The following is a 16,782-nucleotide window of genomic DNA, read 5'->3' as shown; positions in this document are numbered from 1 at the left end:
GCCGGCGCGAGGGGTGCCGTCACCCGGCCGGCCGGCACACCCGCAGGGCCGCGGCCGCGTGCAGGGCGGCCCCGGTGGCCAGGGCGGCCTCGTCGAAGACGACGCGGTTGGAGTGGCAGTCGGGGGCCTCCTCGGGCGGGACGCCGGGCGGGCGGGTCCCGAGGAAGCCCATCGTGCCCGGCACCCGCTGCAGGACGTACGAGAAGTCCTCGGCGCCCATGAAGGGCTCGGCCAGGTGGTGGACCCGGTCGGGACCGAGGAGCAGGGCCGCGGTGTCGTGCAGGGCCGCCGTGCCGGCCGGGTCGTTGACGACGGGCGGGTACCCCTCGGTCAGGGTGATCTCGGCACGGGCTCCGTGCGCGGCGGCGACGTGGTGGGCGACGCGGGTGATGTTGTCGCGCACCAGCTGCCGGGCGGCGGGGGACAGGGTGCGGAAGGTGCCGCGGATCTCGGCCGTCTCGGGGATGACGTTGCCCGCCGTGCCGGCGTGCACCGAGGCGACGGTGACCACCGCCGGATCGAAGATGTCGACGGTCCGCGTCACCATGGACTGCAGGGCCTGCACGATCTCGCAGGCGACGGGGACGGGGTCGAGGGCCCGGTGAGGTGCCGAGGCGTGCCCGCCGCGGCCGTGTACGGTCACCCGCAGTCCGTCCGAGGCGGCGAAGGTCGCGCCCGGCCGCAGGTGGAAGGTGCCGCATTCGAAGCGCGTGGTGACGTGCAGCGCGAACGCGGCGGTGACCTCGCCGCCGTCGGCGGTCTCCAGCACTCCCTCGTCGATCATGTGCCGGGCGCCGCCGCCGGACTCCTCGGCGGGCTGGAACATGAAGACGACGCGACCGGCCAGTTCCGAGCGGCGGGCCGCGAGCAGCCGGGCCGCCCCGACCAGCATGGCGGTGTGGGTGTCGTGTCCGCAGGCGTGCATGGCGCCCGGCACCTCGGAGGCGAAGTCCAGACCGCTCTCCTCGTCCACGGGCAGTGCGTCCATGTCGGCGCGCAGCAGCATCGCCGGGCCGGGCCGGGCGCCTTCGAGGGTGGCGGTGACGGAGCTCAGGCGGGAGCCGGTGGCCAGGTCCAGCCCGAGTCCGGCCAGCGCCTCCAGAACGGCCTGCTGGGTGCGGGGCAGATGCGTGCCCAGCTCGGGGAAGCGGTGGATGCTCCGCCGCAGGGCCACGATGTCCGGCAGTGCGGCCTGTGCCTCGGCGAGCAGCCCCCCGAACGCCGCCGGGGGCGCGGGGCCGTGAGAACGGGTCATACGGCGATCACTGCCCCGCATCCCGGGCCGCCACGCCTCACATGTCGGCACGAACGAGTCGAACCGGGTGGAAGCCGAGCCTTGGGTACTTCTACGCGCGTCCGATGCGGTGCGCGCATGTCGGAAGCTACGGATGCGGAGGTCCGTGATGGGACCATCGGCCACACATCTCTCCTAAGCGGAATCAATCCCGCCATGATCGGGAGAGAATTCCGGCCCACGGGCCTAGGCGGGACACCCCCGGCCCGCAGCGACATGAGCTGTATTCGGAATCCAGAACGAAGATCAGGGGAAGACACCCGTGCGACGAAGGATTCTCGGCACGTCCGCCACCGCGGCCGTGCTCGGTCTGTTGATACCGCTGTCCGGATGCGGGAGTTCCGCGGACGGGGCGGACGGCGGCACGCTGCGCCTGGTGGCCGCCGAGTACGGCGACACCCCGGCCACCAGCTCCAAGGCCTTCTGGGACAAGGTGACGGCGGATTTCACCGCCGCGAACCCCGGGATCAAGGTCGAGGTCAAGCTCCTGCCGTGGGCCGACATCGACCGTCAGGTATCCGAGATGGTCAAGGCCGGCAAGGCCCCCGACATGGCGCTGATGGGCTCCTACTCGGACTTCGCGGCCCAGGACAGGCTCTACTCCGCGGACGAGCTCCTGCCCGTCGCCTCCGAGGCCAACTTCCTCCAGCCGCTGGCCGAGGCGGGCACGGTCGGCACCAGACTGTACGGACTGCCGTTCGTGGCGAGCAGCCGTCTGCTCTTCTACAACGAGGCCCTGTTCGCCAAGGCCGGGATCGCCCAGCCGCCCAAGACCTGGTCCCAGCTCAGGTCCGCCGCCAAGGCGCTCAAGGACAAGGGCGTGAAGTTCCCGTACGCCCTGCCGCTGGGCCCGGAGGAGGCGCACGCCGAGGCGATGATCTGGGAGCTGAGCAACGGCGGCGGGTACGCCGACAGCAGCGGCAACTACAGCCTGGCCTCCGACGCGAACATCGAGACCTGGCGCTGGGTCAAGGACAGCCTGGTGGCCCCCGGGCTCACCGGCCCCGTCCCGCCCGCCAAGCTGAACCGAGCCGACGCCTTCGCCGCGTTCCTGCGGGGCGAGGTCGGCATGCTCAACGGCTATCCGTCGCTCGCCCACGAAGCGGCGGCCAAGGGCATCGGCGTGGGTACCGTCTCGATGCCCGTGTCGGACACGCTCGGCGCGGACGTCAGTCCGCCGGTGGTCGGGGTGGCCGACTGGATGATGGCCTTCAAGCAGAACGGCAAGCGCGCCGAGATCGGCAAGTTCCTCGACTTCGTCTACCAGGACAAGAACCTCTCGGACTTCGCGAACCGCTACCACCTGCTGCCGTCCACCGTCACCGCCTCGCGCACCCCGGCCGGCGGCGGACTCGACAAGAACGACGAGCAGTTCCTGGCCGCACTGCGCGGCGCCCAGCTCTACCCGGTGAACGACCCGTCCTGGATGGCGGTCAGCGACACCATCAAGCGCAACATCGGACGCGCGGTGGAGCCGAACGCCGACCCGAAGGCCGTCCTGCAGGACATCGCCGACAGGGCGGACCGGGCCGGCCAAGGGAGCTGACGGTCCGACAGGCCGCCGGACCTGCCCTGGCGACCGGACCGGCCGACCGGACCGCCCTCGATGCCCTCAATGAATTGAACACGTTCAGGACGAGTGGCAGTATGAGGTGCGCGGCGCCCTCCGAACCGGGAGCGGTGCCCGTTCGGCGTGCCGGGAGGGGGGCGACCGTGGAAACGAAGCGGTCCTACGGCCGGGTGCTGGTGGTCTCGACTCTGGTGTTGTGCCTGGAGGTGCTTCTCGCCGCGGTGATCGGCCTGCTGTACGCCATGACACGGGAGCCACCGGAGTTCAGCGGGCACTACGCCGAGGCCGTGGGGTCCTTCCTGTCCCTCACCGGGCTCTTCGTGGTGCTGGGCCTGGTGCTGTCGCTGGGCCTGGTGCTGCCGGCGGTGGCCCTGAGCGACCTCCTCGGGCGACTGGTCGGCGGTCCGGACGCGTGGGGCTGGGTGCCGGCGACGGTCGGGGCGCTGCTCGCACCCCTCGCCGGCGCGGCCCTGGCCGGCGGCTGGACCGGGTCGACCGTGCTGTGGACCTGGGCGATCGCCACCGCCGCCCTGTCCGTGGCCGCCCTGCTCGGCCGGCCGCGGCGGGCGGGGCTGCTCGGCATGGTGGCGGCGCGCGGGACGGCGCTGGTGGTGGGCGTCGGCCTGCTGGGCGCCTTCGTGCTCTGGACGGACATCGTGCCGACGTACCGCCCTCCCGCCATCACCCCGGCGGCCGTGGTCGGCACGTGGTCCGACGGGCGGGGCGGGCACCTGACCTTCGAGGCGGACGGCCGCGTGACGGCCCAGGGCATCGGCCTGTTCGGTCCCGGCGACAGCTCCGACGACATGGGCCACACGTGCTCCGGCCCGGGCAGGTGGACCTTCCGAACCGGACGCACCACCTGGGACCAGCGGGTCGACGCCGACGTCGCCGGATGCTCGCTCCCGGAATGGGGTGTGGCGGGCAGGGCCGGGCGCCTGGAGCTGTACCGGTACGTCGGCGATCCGGACGCCGGGGACCGGTATGCGCTGCGGAAGAGTCGATGACGGGCCCGGGGCCGGGGCCGGGGCCGGGGGCCGGGGGCCCGGGCCTCCCGGCTCGGCGGCCGCGCCGCCGTACGGGGTCAGCGGGTCTGGTGGACCCGCTGGCTGGTCAGTTCGTACCGAGCCCCGACCACGGCCAGCTCGCCCGCGGTGACCTTCGCCGCGATGCCGGGTTCGGCGACCAGGCGGGAGCGCACCAGCCGCACGTTCGCCGTGATGGCCGCGTCCACGCGCGCCGCCCCCTGGACGGTGGGGTCGATCACCGGACGGATCTGGTCGGCCAGGTACTGCATGTGCCCGGGCAGCCGCTCCCCGGTCCGGGCGGCCTGCACGGCGGCCGTGACCGCGCCGCACGACTGGTGCCCCAGCACCACGACGAGCGGGATGCCCAACTCCAGGACCCCGTAGGTGATGCTGGCGAGAACCGCCTCGTCGAGTACGGGGCCCGCCGAGCGCACGGTCAGCAGATCGCCCAGCCCCTGGTCGAAGACCAGCTCCGGCGGGACGCGGGAGTCCACGCACCCCAGGACGGCGGCGAACGGGTGCTGACCGGAGATCAGGGTCTGCCGCACGGCCCGGGTCTGGTCCGGATGCCGCTCGTGGAACGTCCGCCAACGGGCATTGCCCGCGGCGAGTTCCCGCAGCGCGGACTCGGGAGTGCCGGGCCGAGCGGTGTTGCTCGCGGTGCGGGTGGCCGTGGAAGGTGAATCGGCCATCAGCCCGGCGGCCACCGCCACCGCTCCGGCCAGCCCGGCCCGGACGAGCCGACGACGCCCGAAGGGTGCATGACGTTCAGAATTGCCTACCATATCGGGGCAAACTAGACGTATTAGGTCCGGTGTGCGGGCCGCCGCTCCCGGCACGGCCCGACGGCGTCGTTCAGGTACGGCCGACCGGGTCCTGGTCCGGGACGGCTTCCGGGGATGCCGGCTGGGCGGGCACACCGGTCAGGACCGGCCCGGACGGAGTGCGCCGACGGCCGATCCAGGCCGCGGCGGGTTCGGTGTAGCGGGCGGTGAGCGGCCCGACCACCACCAGGATCAGGACGTACGCGGTCGCGAGCGGGCCCAGGGCCGGTTCGATCCCGGCGGTGACCGCGAGACCCGCGATGACGATGGAGAACTCGCCGCGGGCGACCAGCGTTCCACCCGCCCGCCACCGTCCCTTGACCCCGACACCGGCCCGCTTGGCCGCCCAGTAGCCGGTCGCGATCTTCGTACCCGCGGTGACCAGCGCCAGCGCGAGGGCCGGCAGCAGGACCGGCGGGATGCTCGCGGGGTCGGTGTGCAGCCCGAAGAAGACGAAGAACACGGCGGCGAACAGGTCCCGCAGCGGGCTGAGCAGGGTGTGCGTGCCCTCGGCCACCTCGCCCGACAGGGCGATGCCGACGAGGAACGCACCGACGGCGGCCGACACTTGGAGCTGCTGGGCGATGCCCGCGACGAGCAGCGTCAGCCCCAGCACCACGAGAAGGAGCTTCTCCGGGTCGTCGCTGGAGACGAAGCGCGAGATGTGGCGCCCGTAGCGCACGGCGATGAACAGGACCGCTCCTGCGACTCCGAGGGCGATGGCCAGGGTCGCGCTGCCCGCGGCCAGGCTCACACCGGCCAGGAGGGCGGTAATGATCGGCAGGTAGACGGCCATGGCCAGGTCTTCGAGGACCAGGATGCTGAGGATGACCGGGGTCTCGCGGTTGCCGAGCCGGCCGAGGTCCCCCATGACCTTGGCGATGACCCCGGAGGAGGAGATCCAGGTGACCCCTGCCAGGACCACGGCGGCGACGGGGCCCCAGCCCATCAAGAGCGCGGCCACGGCGCCGGGCACCGCATTGAGGCCGAAGTCGACCAGACCGGCCGGGTACTGGGTCTTGAGGTTGGAGACCAGGTCGCTGGCCGTGTATTCCAGGCCGAGCATCAGCAGCAGCAGGATGACGCCGATCTCGGCGCCGATCGCCACGAACTCCTCGCTCGCGCCCATGGGCAGCAGTCCGCCGGTGCCGAAGGCGAGGCCGGCCAGGAGGTAGAGGGGGATGGGGGAGAACTTCAGGCGGCCGGCGACCCGGCCGAGCAGGCCCAGGCCGAGGATGATCGCGCCGAACTCGATCAGGAAGAGAGCGGAATGCACAGGCGTCTCACTCCCGTCCGAGTATGGATGCGGCCGCGTCGACGCCCTCGCGGGTGCCGATCACGATGAGGGTGTCCCCGCCCGCCAGGCGGAAGTCGGGCGCGGGCGAGGGACGGGCCTCCGCCCGGCGCAGCACGGCCACGATCGAGACGCCGGTCTCGGTGCGCATCCTGGTCTCGCCCAGCACCCGCCCGTTCCAGTACGAGTGCGCCGACAGCTCGATCCGTTCGGCCACCAGGCCCAGACCGGTCGTGTGCAGGACGCTCGGGCTGTGGTGGGCGGGCATCAGGGCGTCGATCAGGGACGTGGTCTCCGGCGCGGTCAGGTGCAGCGACTGGGCGCAGGCGTCGGGGTCGTCGGCCCGGTAGACGTTCACGGTCCGGGTGCCGTCGCGGTGCGCGATCACCGACAGGTGGCGGTGCTCGCGGGTGGTGAGGTCGTACTGGACCCCGATGCCGGGCAGTGGTGTAGTGCTCATCCGTGGAGCAGGCACAGCTGTCCCCCCTCGTGTTCGTTTCCGTACGTGAACGCCGGTGTGCGGCAGCGCGATCTCGGGCAGGAGCCGGCCGCTCGGCGGACCCATCGTGCCACTTTCCGCCGGGCCGGAATATGGGTGCCGCCACGGATGGACGGCAGCGTTCCACCAGCGTGAGGATGGGCCGGGGAAGTAGGCTCTGCCGCAGGTCAGCGCGCCGGAGTGCGGGATGGTCGCGGGGCCGTGACGGATGCTGGGGGACCGGCTGGAAAGGCGTGTGGCCGTGTCGTTGTACTGGCGGATCTTCCTCCTGAACGCCGGGGTCCTGGCCGTCGCGGTGGGTTTGCTGCTCGGCCCGGTCACCGTCTCCACGCCGGTCCTGTTCGGCGAGGCGCTCGTCCTGCTGGCCGGGCTCGCCGCGATGCTCGTCATCAACGCAGTGCTCCTCAAGGTCGGCCTGGCCCCGCTGGCCCGGCTGAACCGCGCCATGGCCCACGCCGACCTGCTCAAACCCGGAGCCCGCCAGACGGTCACCGGCGACGGGGAGATCGCCGCACTCACGCAGACCTTCAACGCCATGCTGGAGCGGCTCGAAGCCGAGCGGGCCACGAGCAGCGGCCGGGTGCTGACCGCGCTCGAAGCCGAGCGGAAACGCATCGCCCAGGAGCTCCACGACGAGATCGGCCAGACCCTCACCGCCGTCCTCCTCCAGCTCAAGCACGCCGCCGACCACGCGCCCGAACCGGTCCGCACCGACCTCCACCAGGCCCAGGAGACCACCCGCGCCAGCCTCGACGAGATCCGCCGCATCGCCCGCCGGCTGCGCCCCGGCGTCCTGGAGGAACTCGGCCTGCACAGCGCGATCCGCTCCCTGGCCGCCGAGTTCACCACCCCGCGCCTGGGCGTAACCGCCCACATCACCCCCGGCCTGCCCCACCTGGACCCGGCCACCGAACTCGTCCTCTACCGCGTCGCCCAGGAAGGCCTGACCAACGCCGCCCGGCATTCGGGCGCCACCCGCGTCGAGGTCCACCTCCGGCCCCTGCCCCGCGGCGGCGTCGCCCTGCTGGTACGGGACAACGGGCACGGGCTGGGCGAGGCACCGGAGGGCGCGGGCATCCGGGGGATGCGCGAGCGCGCCCTGCTGATCGGCGCCGAACTCCGCGTCGAGGCCGACGCGCGCGGCGGCACCCAGGTCCGGCTCGACATCACCGAGACCACCGACACCACGAGGGCCGCACGATGACCCAGCCCGCCGCCCGGCCCGCCCGCATCCTGCTCGCCGACGACCACACCCTCGTCCGGCGCGGCGTACGCCTCATCCTCGACTCCGAACCCGACCTGACCGTGGTCGCCGAGGCCGCCGACGGAGCCGAAGCCGTCGCCCAGGCCCGCAGCCTCGACATCGACCTGGCCGTCCTCGACATCGCCATGCCCCGCCAGACCGGCCTGCAGGCCGCCCGCGAACTCGCCCGCATCCGGCCCGGCCTGCGGATCCTGATGCTCACCATGTACGACAACGAGCAGTACTTCTTCGAGGCCCTGCGCGCCGGAGCCTCCGGCTACGTCCTGAAATCCGTAGCCGATCGCGACCTCGTCGAAGCCTGCCGCGCCGTGCTGCGGGACGAACCGTTCATCTACCCCGGTGCCGAGACCACCCTCATCCGCACCTACCTGGACCGGGCCCGCAGCGGCGGCCCGCTCCCGGACCGGCCCATCACCGAACGCGAGGAGGAGATCCTCAAACTCGTCGCCGAAGGCCACAGCTCCAAGGAGATCGGCGAGATTCTCGTCATCAGCCCCAAGACCGTGGAGCGCCACCGCGCCAACCTGCTGCAGAAACTCGGCCTGCGCGACCGCCTCGAACTCACCCGCTACGCCATCCGCGTGGGTCTCATCGAACCCTGACCGCACCTGACCGCTGACCAGCTCGTCTCCGCACTTCGCGCGCGGGGCGTACCTGGAACTGGTCGTCGACAGGCCGCCCCTGACGCCGAGGGCGGCGGCCCAGGCCGCCACGGAACTCACCGGCTTCTGCAGCGATACGGTGCAGGACCCGCAGATTGCCGGCGACGCGATGGCCCGGTCCACCGTGTGGTCGCTGTGGTGGGACTGAGCCCGCCGACGTGGGCCCGACCTGGTGGGGCATCGCAGGACGCGCACCCGCCCGCCCGGGCGACGCGACGAGTAGGGTCTGCCGGATGACCGCGACGCCTTCGGACCTGCTGTCCCGTGCGCTCGACGCCTCGGGCGAGCCGCCTCTGCGGCCGCTGCCGCCCGTGGTGGCCGAACTCCTGCGTTCCCTCGACGCCTCGCCCAGGTTGGCGGCGCACCTGCGCGCCGTCCACGACGTCGCGGTCGAGCTCGTCGACTGGGTACGGGATCACCATCCCGCTCTGGCCGTCGACCGCGACGGCGTCCTCTTCGGTGCGGCGACCCACGACGTGGGCAAGACCTTGCACCCCGACGAACTCGCCGGGCCCGGCTCGGCACACGAGGAAGCCGGTCGCGATCTGCTGCTGAGCCACGGGTTCCCGCCCGCCCTGGCCCGGTACGCCGCCACCCACGCCGGCTGGGACGACCCCGCCGTGACCGTCGAGGAGCTCCTGGTCAGCACGGCCGACAAGGTCTGGAAGGACAAGCGCGTCCCCGACCTGGAGGACAGGCTCGTCAAGGCGCTGTCCGCGGCTTCCGGGCGGGAGCCGTGGGAGGAGTACCTCGCGCTCGACGACCTGCTCACCCGACTCGGTTCGGACGCGGGCCGTCGCCTGGCGTTCCAGGCGCAGTTCCCGGTCCACGGCTGACCCGGCCCCGTCGGCCGGCCGCACGGCCAGTACGGTCTGCTCATGGTCGACCAAAGCCCCTCCTTGCCTTCTTCGATAGGCGATGTCGCCCTGTGGGAGCCCGTGCTGCGGCTCCTGCGGGCCGGCGGCAGGGAGGCGCATACCGCGGCAGGGTCAGTCCGGGGAGCGGGCCGTGTGGGCCGGAACGGCTGGAGCCTGCCCCTGCGGGGACGGGTCTCGCCGGCCTGTCGGCGGGCCGTGGACCAGGTACGGAAGGCACTCGCGCGTGCGGGAGTCGACGAGGTCGTCTTCGCGGCGGAGATCCGGCCGACCGGGAGGACCACGCTCCGCCTGACCCGGTACGGCCCGGCCGTGGAAACCGCCTTCGGCAGACCCGATCTCGGCGTGCTCCTCCTGGTCGACGGCGCCCTGCCCGAGCCCTGGCGCCGCCTTCCGGATCCGAGGGCCGGTGCGGGGCCGGCCCCCTCGGCCGATCCGGAGCTGCTGGAACGCACGCTGCGCGAGCGGCTGCCCGACGCCACCGCCGGGGCGACGGACGAGCAGATCGCCGCCGCCGGAGCGCGCCTCGGCGTCGCGCTGCCCGAAGAGCTCGCAGTGCTCTACCGGATGGCACCAGGACACAAGGGTGAATGGAGGGACGCGTACGGGCCGGTGGGCTGCGACCTCTTCACCCTGGACCAGCTCTACGTCGTCGACGGGGCGAGCCGTAGTCCCCGCTGGGCGTTCGCCGCGACGCAGACGGCCGTCACCCGGCCCGATGCCGCGGTGCAGGCACTGGCCGGCTCACCCGGATGGATCGCGTTCGGCGACAACGGCGGGGGAGACCGGCTCGCGGTCGATCTGACGCCCGGCCCGAGCGGCCACTCGGGGCAGATCATCCTGATCGACCACGAGAAGAGTTTCGGCGCCGAACTCGTGGCCGACTCCCTCACCGACCTGGCTCTGGGCAGGCTCAGGAAGGAACACCCCGACCCGCCCGCGGATCGGCTGCCGACGCCGGCCGTGGCCGTGGCCGCGGTGGGCGGCGGGAGCGGGGCCTTCGCGACCGTGCGGGACGCTGCCCACCCCGCCCTGGAAGTCCTGTCCCTCGGCGACGGCGACGGCGACGGCGACTGCGACGGCACGCGGTTCAGCCTCGCCCCGCTCACCGGACTGCCCCGGCTGCGCACCCTCACCGCCCGCCCCGGCACTCTGGCCGACCCCCTGGAGCTCGCCGGGCTCACCGGACTGGAGTACCTGGAGCTCGGCCCGCGGGAATGGCGTGCGCTGCTGGACGCCGGCGCCGTCCCCCGCACCCTGTCGGCCGCCGCCGTCACGCCGTACGGCGACGAGGACCCGGCGTCCGTCGTGGAGATCGCCAACGAACTCCTCGCCCTCTGGGACCGGCCCCGGATCGTCCAGGCCCTGCTCGAAGGAGACCTCGGACCCGTGGCACAGCGGCCGACGACGACGCCGTAACGCCGCAACGCCACGCGCAGGTCAGGCGAAGTCCGGGCACTCCGCGACGAAGCCCTGCGAGACGGACTGCCACACGCCCTCGTCCTCACGTGCGCTCAGCCGGTCCGCCTCCTCGGCGGCCGCGACCAGCTGGGCGGTGGTCAAGTGGGCGGCGGCCGTGAACACCCGCCCGACGTGGCGGCAGAGCGTGATCGGGCGGCGCTCCTCCGAGTACGGCTGGCCGACGACCGCGAACAGGTCGGGCAGGGTCCAGCCCAGCGCACCGGCGACGGAGCAGAGCTGGTGCTGCCGGTGCGGACTCGGCTCCCAGCCCGCCGTCATCCCGAGCAGCGTGCTGCGGGACAGGCCCAGGAAGGGCAGTTCGCCGACGCCGAAGCCCCGGTTGCGGATCAGCCCGTTGAACACGGCGGCGGAGCCGGTCTCGGCGGGACGGTGGTAGGGCGAGACCGGCGGTACGAAGGGCCCCGGGGCGGCGAGGCGCGGCAGCGAGCGGACGAAGCCCTCCAGCAGGGCCAGTTGCGCGTGGTCGCAGTGGCTGGTGCGGAAGGCGAACCGTTTCGTGGCGTCGGGGTCGCGCTCCGGGGGAAGGAGCTCCACCGGTACCGGTCGGCCTGCGACGACGAGCAAGTCGGCCACCGGTATGTCGAGTTCGGCGGCGAGTTCGCCAAGTCGCCCCGGGTTGACGTCGGTTCCGTCGGCCGCGAGGTTGCTGAGGATTCTGAACCGTTCCATACGGCAACGGTAGCCGCACGGTGATCAAGGTCCGACGGTGCGTCGGGGAGGCTCCGGCGGGGCTCCGGCGAGCGCTTCCTCTCACTCCATGTGGATGTCGACGGCCATCTCGTCGTCGTTGGGGTTGCCCTCGACCTCGATGGTGACGCCCGACCAGCTGCCGTCCGGCAGGTTGAGCGCCGGGCTCGTCGACTTGCCGATGGTCCTGTTGCCCAGGGAGGGGTACAGGTCCGAGGAGTCGCCCCGGTTGCCCCGGCCGAAGATCGTGCCCAGGTCGCGCCGGCCGTCGGCCTGCAGCAGCTCGATCGCCAGGTTGTCCTCGTTGTTCACGTTCTCGATCGCTTCGTCGACCGTGTAGACCGAGATGCCCGCGTCCGGCAGGAACGCGTCCTGCCCCCGGCGGCGCCGGTACTCGACGAGGATGTACTGCTCCTCCGCCATCGTGTCCGCGTTCTGGACGAAGAGCATGTCACCGCCCTCCGCGGCCGGCCGCAGCACCACGTCCTTGGTGGTCCTCGTGATGCGCTTCGGCGAGGCCCAGCCGTGGAACATGCGCAGCATTCCGTTGGGGAACACCGGCGTGAGGCCGGAGTTGCCCCAGTTGCCCGCCGCCATCAGGCAGTAGTTGCCCAGGCCGCTGGACTTGGTCGCGTCCAGCCGGCCCGTGTCGTAGTAGTCGGCCCACCGCGCCGCCAGATGGCCCCACTCGTGGGCGCACAGGCCCATCGCGCAATCCTCCGGCACGGTGAGGAACGTCTCCACGGTCAGGCCGGAGCCGACGGCGACGCCTCCCGGCACGCCCCACTTGAGGCTCCAGATGTCGTGGCGGCTCCTGGTCCGCTCGGCACCGGATCCCGCGTGCACGATGAACAGCGCGGTGACCGTGTTCTCCTCCAGCGCGTCGTACGGCCGGAAGTCGATGCCTTCCGCCTTGGCCAGCTTCACCGCGTCCCGGGCCATGCCCTGCGCGTTGCGCGGGAAGTCGCCCATGCCCGAGTTGCCGTCGGCGTAGAAGGAATGCGGCTGTGGCAGCCGGAACCAGCCGTGCACCTCGCCCTGGATGTCGATGCCGTTGCTCCCGAAGGCGTCGAAGTCGCTGATGGTGCGGTAGAACTCCCGCATGCTGCCGGTCGGCAGCGAGTTCGTGCTGAACAGGAGCTTGTCGTAGTGGCCGGGGCGGTGGCCCGGCTGGTGCGGCTTGTCGGGGAAGTCGACGAGCAGGACGAGCGTGTTCACGACGCCCCTGAGCTGCTTGTCGGGCCTGGTGATCAGTTGTCGCTCCGCGCTCGGTTCGACGCGCACGGCGCCGTCGTCGAGGCCGATGAGCCGTTCGGCGCGCCGGGTGGAGCGCCAGGTGTAGTAGTAGTCCTCGAAGGTGGTGTAGCGCGGCAGCCGGCCCGAATCCAGCAGGTCCAGGTATTCGGCGTAGAGCTGGGCCAGCGCCTCGGGGGCCAGCGGGGCCAGGCAGGGGTGCGTGCGGGAACAGTGCGGTGACGAGGGGGATGCATTCGTGCGTCGCATGGCGACCACTCACTTGCTCGGACGATCACAGAGCACGGCCAGGAGGGAAATGACCGCGTTTAGGGCGTATACGGACGCCATCCGTTTATGCTGTACGTATACAGGCTCCACCTGCGCCATGCCGTCGTCAAGGCAGAGCCGGAGCCGGAAATTCCGGAGGTGCGGCCATGGCCGTCCGCAGCCCGCTCAGCCGCCGGCGCGTCCTCGAGGCAGCGCTGCGCGTGGTGGACGAGGAGGGGCTCGACGGCCTGAGCATGCGCCGGGTGGCCACCGAACTCGGCGTGGAGACGATGGCCCTCTACCGGTACACGCCCAGCAAGAACGACCTGCTGGACGGCCTCGTCGAGAGCCTGTTCATCGAGCTGGAGCAGGCACTGGACAGCGCCGCCTCCGCCTCCGCCGCCTCCGCCTCCGCCGCCTCCGCCTCCGCCGCCTCCGCCTCCGCGGACGCCGCCTCCGCGGACGCCGTCGCCGACCCGCGCGACGAGGCCGCGCCGCCCTGGCGCGAGGCGCTCCTGGGCATCGCGAGGGCCATGTACCGGGTGGCCCTCGCCCACCCGCACGTCATACCGCTGGTGGCCGTACGGCCCTTCACGGTCCCCCTGGCCCGCAGGCCCGCGGCGGTGCTGCGCGCCCACGAGCGCCTGCTGGCCCTCCTGGGCACGGCAGGGCTGGACGAGGAGACCACGCTCAAGATGTACCGGGCGTTCATCTCCTGGGTGCTGGGCTACATCGTCATCGAGCTGCGCGAGGTCGTGGACAACCCCGACGAACCAGATCCGGCCTTCCGGCTCGGTCTGCACCGTCTCCCGGTCAAGGACTTCCCCCTGCTCCGGTCGCTGGGCCCGGCCCTGGCCGTCCGCGGCGGGGAGGAGCAGCTCGCCGCCGGCCTCGACGCACTGCTCGGCCGCTACCTGCCCGACCGCTGACGACCCGACCGCGCGGCGTGCGGCTACTCGGCGGCCGGCTTGCCGGGCTGGTCGTGGGTGGCACAGTGGATCCCGCCACCGCCGGTGGCGATCGTGTCGATCCTGACGGGCACGATGTCCCGCTTGGGGAAGTGCTCCCGCAGGATCCCGCGCGCCCGGTCGTCGCCCTTCTTGTCGCCGAACTGGGGCATGAACACGGAGTCGTTGGCGATGTAGAAGTTGGCGTAGGTGGACAGGAATTCGTCGCTGTAGCCGGTGATCCGGGCGGGGTCGGGCTGCGGGAGGTCGATGACCTCGAAGCCGCGGCCCCGCGCGTCCGTCGCCTTGCTCAGCACCGACTTCGCCTGGTCGGACGAGCGTGACCAGGAATCGGCGGGGGTTCCGGGGAACGCCCGGTCCAGGAGGATCACGCCGGGCGCGGTGAACCGTACGAGGCTGTCGACGTGCGCGTCGGTGATGTCCTCGCCGCGCACTCCGGCCAGCCAGATCACCTTCTCGACGCCCAGGAGCGTCTTGAGCTCGGCCTCGATCTGGTCGCGGCTCTTGCCCGGGTTGCGGTTGGCGTTGACGATCGAGCTCTCGGTGATCAGCAGGGTCCCCTCGCCGTCGGTCTCGAAGGAGCCGCCTTCGGAGACCAGCGGGGCCTGGACGCGGGGGACCGCGTACTTCTGCAACAGCGTGCGCCCGACCAGGGCGTCGTTCTTGTGCTCCTGCTTGTTGCCCCAGCCGTTGAAGTTGAAGTCGACACCGACGACCTTGCCGGACTCCTCCACGAACACGGGGACGGTGTCGCGGGCCCACAGGTCGTCGACGGCCAGCGGGATCACCTCCACCTGCGAGCCGCACGCCCGCTGGGCCGCGGCCTGCTGGTCCGGCCTGGCCATCACGACGACGTACTCGTACTCCGCGATGGCCCGCGCCACCCGGGCGATGTCCTCGCGTACGTACCGCAGGTCCTGCTCCCAGACCGACTCCAGCGCGGGCCACGACATGAACGTGCGGGTGTGGCTCTCCCACTCGGCCCCCAGCCGCCGGTCCGCGTCCGTACGGGCGACCGGGCTGGCGGAGGTGGACGAGGCGGGCGAGGCGGCCCGGCCGGAGCTGCCGGGCCCGCACGCCGATGCGCCGAGGGCGAGCGCGCCGACTCCGGCGAACGCGCGCAGGGCCGTGCGACGGGAGGGGAGAAGTTCGGACATGGGGGTCTCCGATCTTGGGCTTGCGGGACCAGGGATCCGGCGGCGATGACCGCCGTGTGGGGCGAGGAGTGGATCGCGGCGCGTGCCCGGTGTGAACAGGGTGCGCGCACTGCCCCGTGAATCGCTGGTACCGCGACGGCGGGTACGGCCTTCGTGTCGCCACCCTGACACTGACTGAAAATTTAGTCAAACCGCTAGGCGTGACGGCCCGCCCCGTGGCCGGCGCCGCCCGTGCCGGCGATGTCCAGGAACGTCCGGAACGCAGGGTCACCCAGGGGGAAGCCGACGCGCCACGCACGCCTCGCATCAGGCGGAAGCAGGAGGTTCGTTTGCGACAATGGCACCCAGCGAAGGGGGAGGGGCGTCGTGAACCAGCCGGCCCGAGGCCGAGGGCCGCGGCCTGAGGACCGTGCCGCGGACGGTCGCGCCGAGCGCGGCCGCCAGTCCCGGGTGAAGATCGCCGAAGCCGTCCTGTCCCTGCTCGACGACGGGGAGTCCAGCTTCCCCGCCGAGCGGGTCGCCGAGCGCGCGGGCGTGTCCCGACGCCTCGTGTTCCACCACTTCGCCGACATGTCCGAGCTGGTGGAGACGGCCATCACCCGCCGCCTGGAGCAACTGATCGAGCAGATCAGGCCGCTCCCGACCGCCGGTCCGCGCGACACTCGGGTGGCGGCCCTGACGGAACAGCGGGCCCGGATCCTGGAGTGGATCACGCCGGCCCAGCTGGCCCTGATGCGCCTGGAAGCCCCGGCGGGCCGCGTCGCCGAGGTCACCCGGGAGGTGCTGGACCTCGCCCGGGCGCGACTGGCCGAGATCTTCGCCGAGGAACTCGGACGCCTTCCCGCCGCACGCCGGGCCGAGGTGCTCCACGGACTGGACGCCGTGACGACCTGGGGCGCCTGGTACCACTGGCGCAGCAGCGGCCTGAGCGCCGAAGCGGCGGCCGGCACGATGGAGACGGCCGTGCACGCTCTGCTCGCCACCACCGACCACCCCCGCTCCGGCCGGTCGGCACCCAGCTGACCCCCCGATTACGCGCGCCCGGCCCGCTCCGCCCGGCGGCCGGTCCCGTGCGCCAACCGGCCGTGCACGGCGGGACCGCCCACGGTCACCAGGACGAACAGGAACCCGGCGGTGATCAGAGCCGGTTCGGAGAACCACAGGCCCGCGATCCAGTCCACGAGCAGCGCCACGGCCACGAGCAGCACCTTCGCCGCCACCAGACCGAAGAACAGGCTCCGGTCCACCGGGGGCCTTCCGATGCGCACGAGACGGCGGCCGACGAAGCGCACCGTCACGCTGACGCAGAGCACCACCACGAGGACGCGCAGTGCGTGCTCCCACGCGGGCGTCTCCCCGCCGAAGGCCCAGACGCCGCCCACGGCCGCACCCACGGCGGCGTAGGCGAGCGTGCGCGCGAGCCGGGGCGCGCGCCTGGGTGACGACGTACGCGGCTCGGTGCGGCTCGGCCGGGAACACACTGGGGCGCTGTAGACGGACATCTCTCGCCTTCCGTGACGGAAAGTGTGCAATAGGAGCAAATTGCAACAAAACAACTTGCACTCCGAGTGTCATATTGTCGGGGTGACTCGTCAAGCCCCGACCCCGTCGGCTGCCATCGTGACCGCATCGCCACGCACCGTAGTCGGCACCCGGAGGTGCCTTCCTGCCTGAT

At 72.2% G+C, this 16,782-nt stretch carries 17 protein-coding genes; 9 read left to right on the top strand and 8 right to left on the bottom strand.

Features of this window, described 5'->3' with window-relative positions; translation table 11 throughout:
- Positions 1 to 19: 19 nt before the first annotated feature.
- Positions 20 to 1,255, bottom strand: a complete 1,236-nt coding sequence (locus tag ACFWP3_RS05475; RefSeq protein WP_384216432.1) for a M20 family metallopeptidase — start codon at positions 1,253 to 1,255, stop codon at positions 20 to 22.
- Between the two features lie 301 nt (positions 1,256 to 1,556).
- Here ACFWP3_RS05475 and ACFWP3_RS05470 point away from each other — a divergent pair, with 301 nt between their 5' ends.
- Complete coding sequence (locus ACFWP3_RS05470; protein ID WP_384216430.1) at positions 1,557 to 2,840, top strand: extracellular solute-binding protein; 1,284 nt, start codon at positions 1,557 to 1,559, stop codon at positions 2,838 to 2,840.
- Positions 2,841 to 3,007: 167 nt separating this feature from the next.
- Positions 3,008 to 3,871 (top strand): hypothetical protein, encoded by an 864-nt coding sequence (locus ACFWP3_RS05465; protein WP_384216428.1) that lies wholly within the window; start codon positions 3,008 to 3,010, stop codon positions 3,869 to 3,871.
- 77 nt (positions 3,872 to 3,948) lie between these two features.
- Here the strand turns inward: ACFWP3_RS05465 and ACFWP3_RS05460 are convergent, their stop codons facing one another.
- The 3 genes from ACFWP3_RS05460 to ACFWP3_RS05450 all read right to left on the bottom strand — a co-directional run bounded on the left by ACFWP3_RS05460 (position 3,949) and on the right by ACFWP3_RS05450 (position 6,470).
- Positions 3,949 to 4,677 carry a carbonic anhydrase gene (locus ACFWP3_RS05460; RefSeq protein ID WP_384216426.1) on the bottom strand — a complete coding sequence of 243 codons (729 nt, stop codon included), beginning with the start codon at positions 4,675 to 4,677 and terminating at the stop codon, positions 3,949 to 3,951.
- A gap of 70 nt (positions 4,678 to 4,747) precedes the next feature.
- Positions 4,748 to 5,992, bottom strand: a complete 1,245-nt coding sequence (locus ACFWP3_RS05455; protein ID WP_384216424.1) for a cation:proton antiporter — start codon at positions 5,990 to 5,992, stop codon at positions 4,748 to 4,750.
- A gap of 7 nt (positions 5,993 to 5,999) precedes the next feature.
- Positions 6,000 to 6,470, bottom strand: a complete 471-nt coding sequence (locus ACFWP3_RS05450; RefSeq protein ID WP_384216422.1) for a cation:proton antiporter regulatory subunit — start codon at positions 6,468 to 6,470, stop codon at positions 6,000 to 6,002.
- 280 nt (positions 6,471 to 6,750) lie between these two features.
- On the opposite strand from ACFWP3_RS05450, the gene ACFWP3_RS05445 reads away from it, so the two are divergent.
- The 5 genes from ACFWP3_RS05445 (at position 6,751) to ACFWP3_RS05425 (ending at position 10,729) form a co-directional block, all read left to right on the top strand.
- On the top strand, positions 6,751 to 7,713 hold the full coding sequence (locus ACFWP3_RS05445; RefSeq protein WP_384216476.1) for a HAMP domain-containing sensor histidine kinase: 963 nt from the start codon (positions 6,751 to 6,753) through the stop codon (positions 7,711 to 7,713).
- Positions 7,710 to 8,375: a response regulator gene (locus ACFWP3_RS05440; protein WP_384216420.1), complete on the top strand. Its 666-nt coding sequence runs from the start codon at positions 7,710 to 7,712 to the stop codon at positions 8,373 to 8,375. Before ACFWP3_RS05445 ends, ACFWP3_RS05440 begins: the two co-directional genes overlap by 4 nt.
- Before the next feature lie 13 nt (positions 8,376 to 8,388).
- A complete protein-coding gene (locus ACFWP3_RS05435; RefSeq protein ID WP_384216474.1) occupies positions 8,389 to 8,583 on the top strand; it encodes a DUF4253 domain-containing protein in 195 nt (64 codons plus the stop codon).
- Positions 8,584 to 8,668: 85 nt separating this feature from the next.
- Positions 8,669 to 9,271 carry an HD domain-containing protein gene (locus ACFWP3_RS05430; protein WP_384216418.1) on the top strand — a complete coding sequence of 201 codons (603 nt, stop codon included), beginning with the start codon at positions 8,669 to 8,671 and terminating at the stop codon, positions 9,269 to 9,271.
- Between the two features lie 42 nt (positions 9,272 to 9,313).
- Positions 9,314 to 10,729 carry an SMI1/KNR4 family protein gene (locus tag ACFWP3_RS05425; RefSeq protein ID WP_384216416.1) on the top strand — a complete coding sequence of 472 codons (1,416 nt, stop codon included), beginning with the start codon at positions 9,314 to 9,316 and terminating at the stop codon, positions 10,727 to 10,729.
- Between the two features lie 21 nt (positions 10,730 to 10,750).
- On the opposite strand, the gene ACFWP3_RS05420 is transcribed toward ACFWP3_RS05425, so the two are convergent.
- Positions 10,751 to 11,461: a hypothetical protein gene (locus tag ACFWP3_RS05420; protein WP_384216414.1), complete on the bottom strand. Its 711-nt coding sequence runs from the start codon at positions 11,459 to 11,461 to the stop codon at positions 10,751 to 10,753.
- Between the two features lie 81 nt (positions 11,462 to 11,542).
- Complete coding sequence (locus ACFWP3_RS05415) at positions 11,543 to 12,982, bottom strand: M6 family metalloprotease domain-containing protein (protein WP_384216412.1); 1,440 nt, start codon at positions 12,980 to 12,982, stop codon at positions 11,543 to 11,545.
- A 167-nt stretch (positions 12,983 to 13,149) separates the two neighbouring features.
- On the opposite strand from ACFWP3_RS05415, the gene ACFWP3_RS05410 reads away from it, so the two are divergent.
- On the top strand, positions 13,150 to 13,911 hold the full coding sequence (locus ACFWP3_RS05410; RefSeq protein ID WP_384216410.1) for a TetR/AcrR family transcriptional regulator: 762 nt from the start codon (positions 13,150 to 13,152) through the stop codon (positions 13,909 to 13,911).
- Positions 13,912 to 13,934: 23 nt separating this feature from the next.
- On the opposite strand, the gene ACFWP3_RS05405 is transcribed toward ACFWP3_RS05410, so the two are convergent.
- The gene (locus ACFWP3_RS05405) at positions 13,935 to 15,107 is read right to left on the bottom strand and encodes an agmatine deiminase family protein (RefSeq protein ID WP_384216408.1); all 1,173 of its coding nucleotides are present in this window, start codon (positions 15,105 to 15,107) and stop codon (positions 13,935 to 13,937) included.
- Between the two features lie 366 nt (positions 15,108 to 15,473).
- Between ACFWP3_RS05405 and ACFWP3_RS05400 the strand changes: the two genes are divergently transcribed.
- Positions 15,474 to 16,130: a TetR/AcrR family transcriptional regulator gene (locus ACFWP3_RS05400; RefSeq protein WP_384216406.1), complete on the top strand. Its 657-nt coding sequence runs from the start codon at positions 15,474 to 15,476 to the stop codon at positions 16,128 to 16,130.
- An 8-nt stretch (positions 16,131 to 16,138) separates the two neighbouring features.
- Here the strand turns inward: ACFWP3_RS05400 and ACFWP3_RS05395 are convergent, their stop codons facing one another.
- Positions 16,139 to 16,609 carry a hypothetical protein gene (locus tag ACFWP3_RS05395; RefSeq protein WP_384216404.1) on the bottom strand — a complete coding sequence of 157 codons (471 nt, stop codon included), beginning with the start codon at positions 16,607 to 16,609 and terminating at the stop codon, positions 16,139 to 16,141.
- Positions 16,610 to 16,782: the final 173 nt, after the last annotated feature.

Source organism: Streptomyces sp. NPDC058525, from assembly GCF_042719495.1.
In the GTDB taxonomy this organism is placed as follows: domain Bacteria; phylum Actinomycetota; class Actinomycetes; order Streptomycetales; family Streptomycetaceae; genus Streptomyces.
Note: the sequence above shows the minus strand (reverse complement) of the source record. Positions and strands in the feature narration are given on the sequence as shown.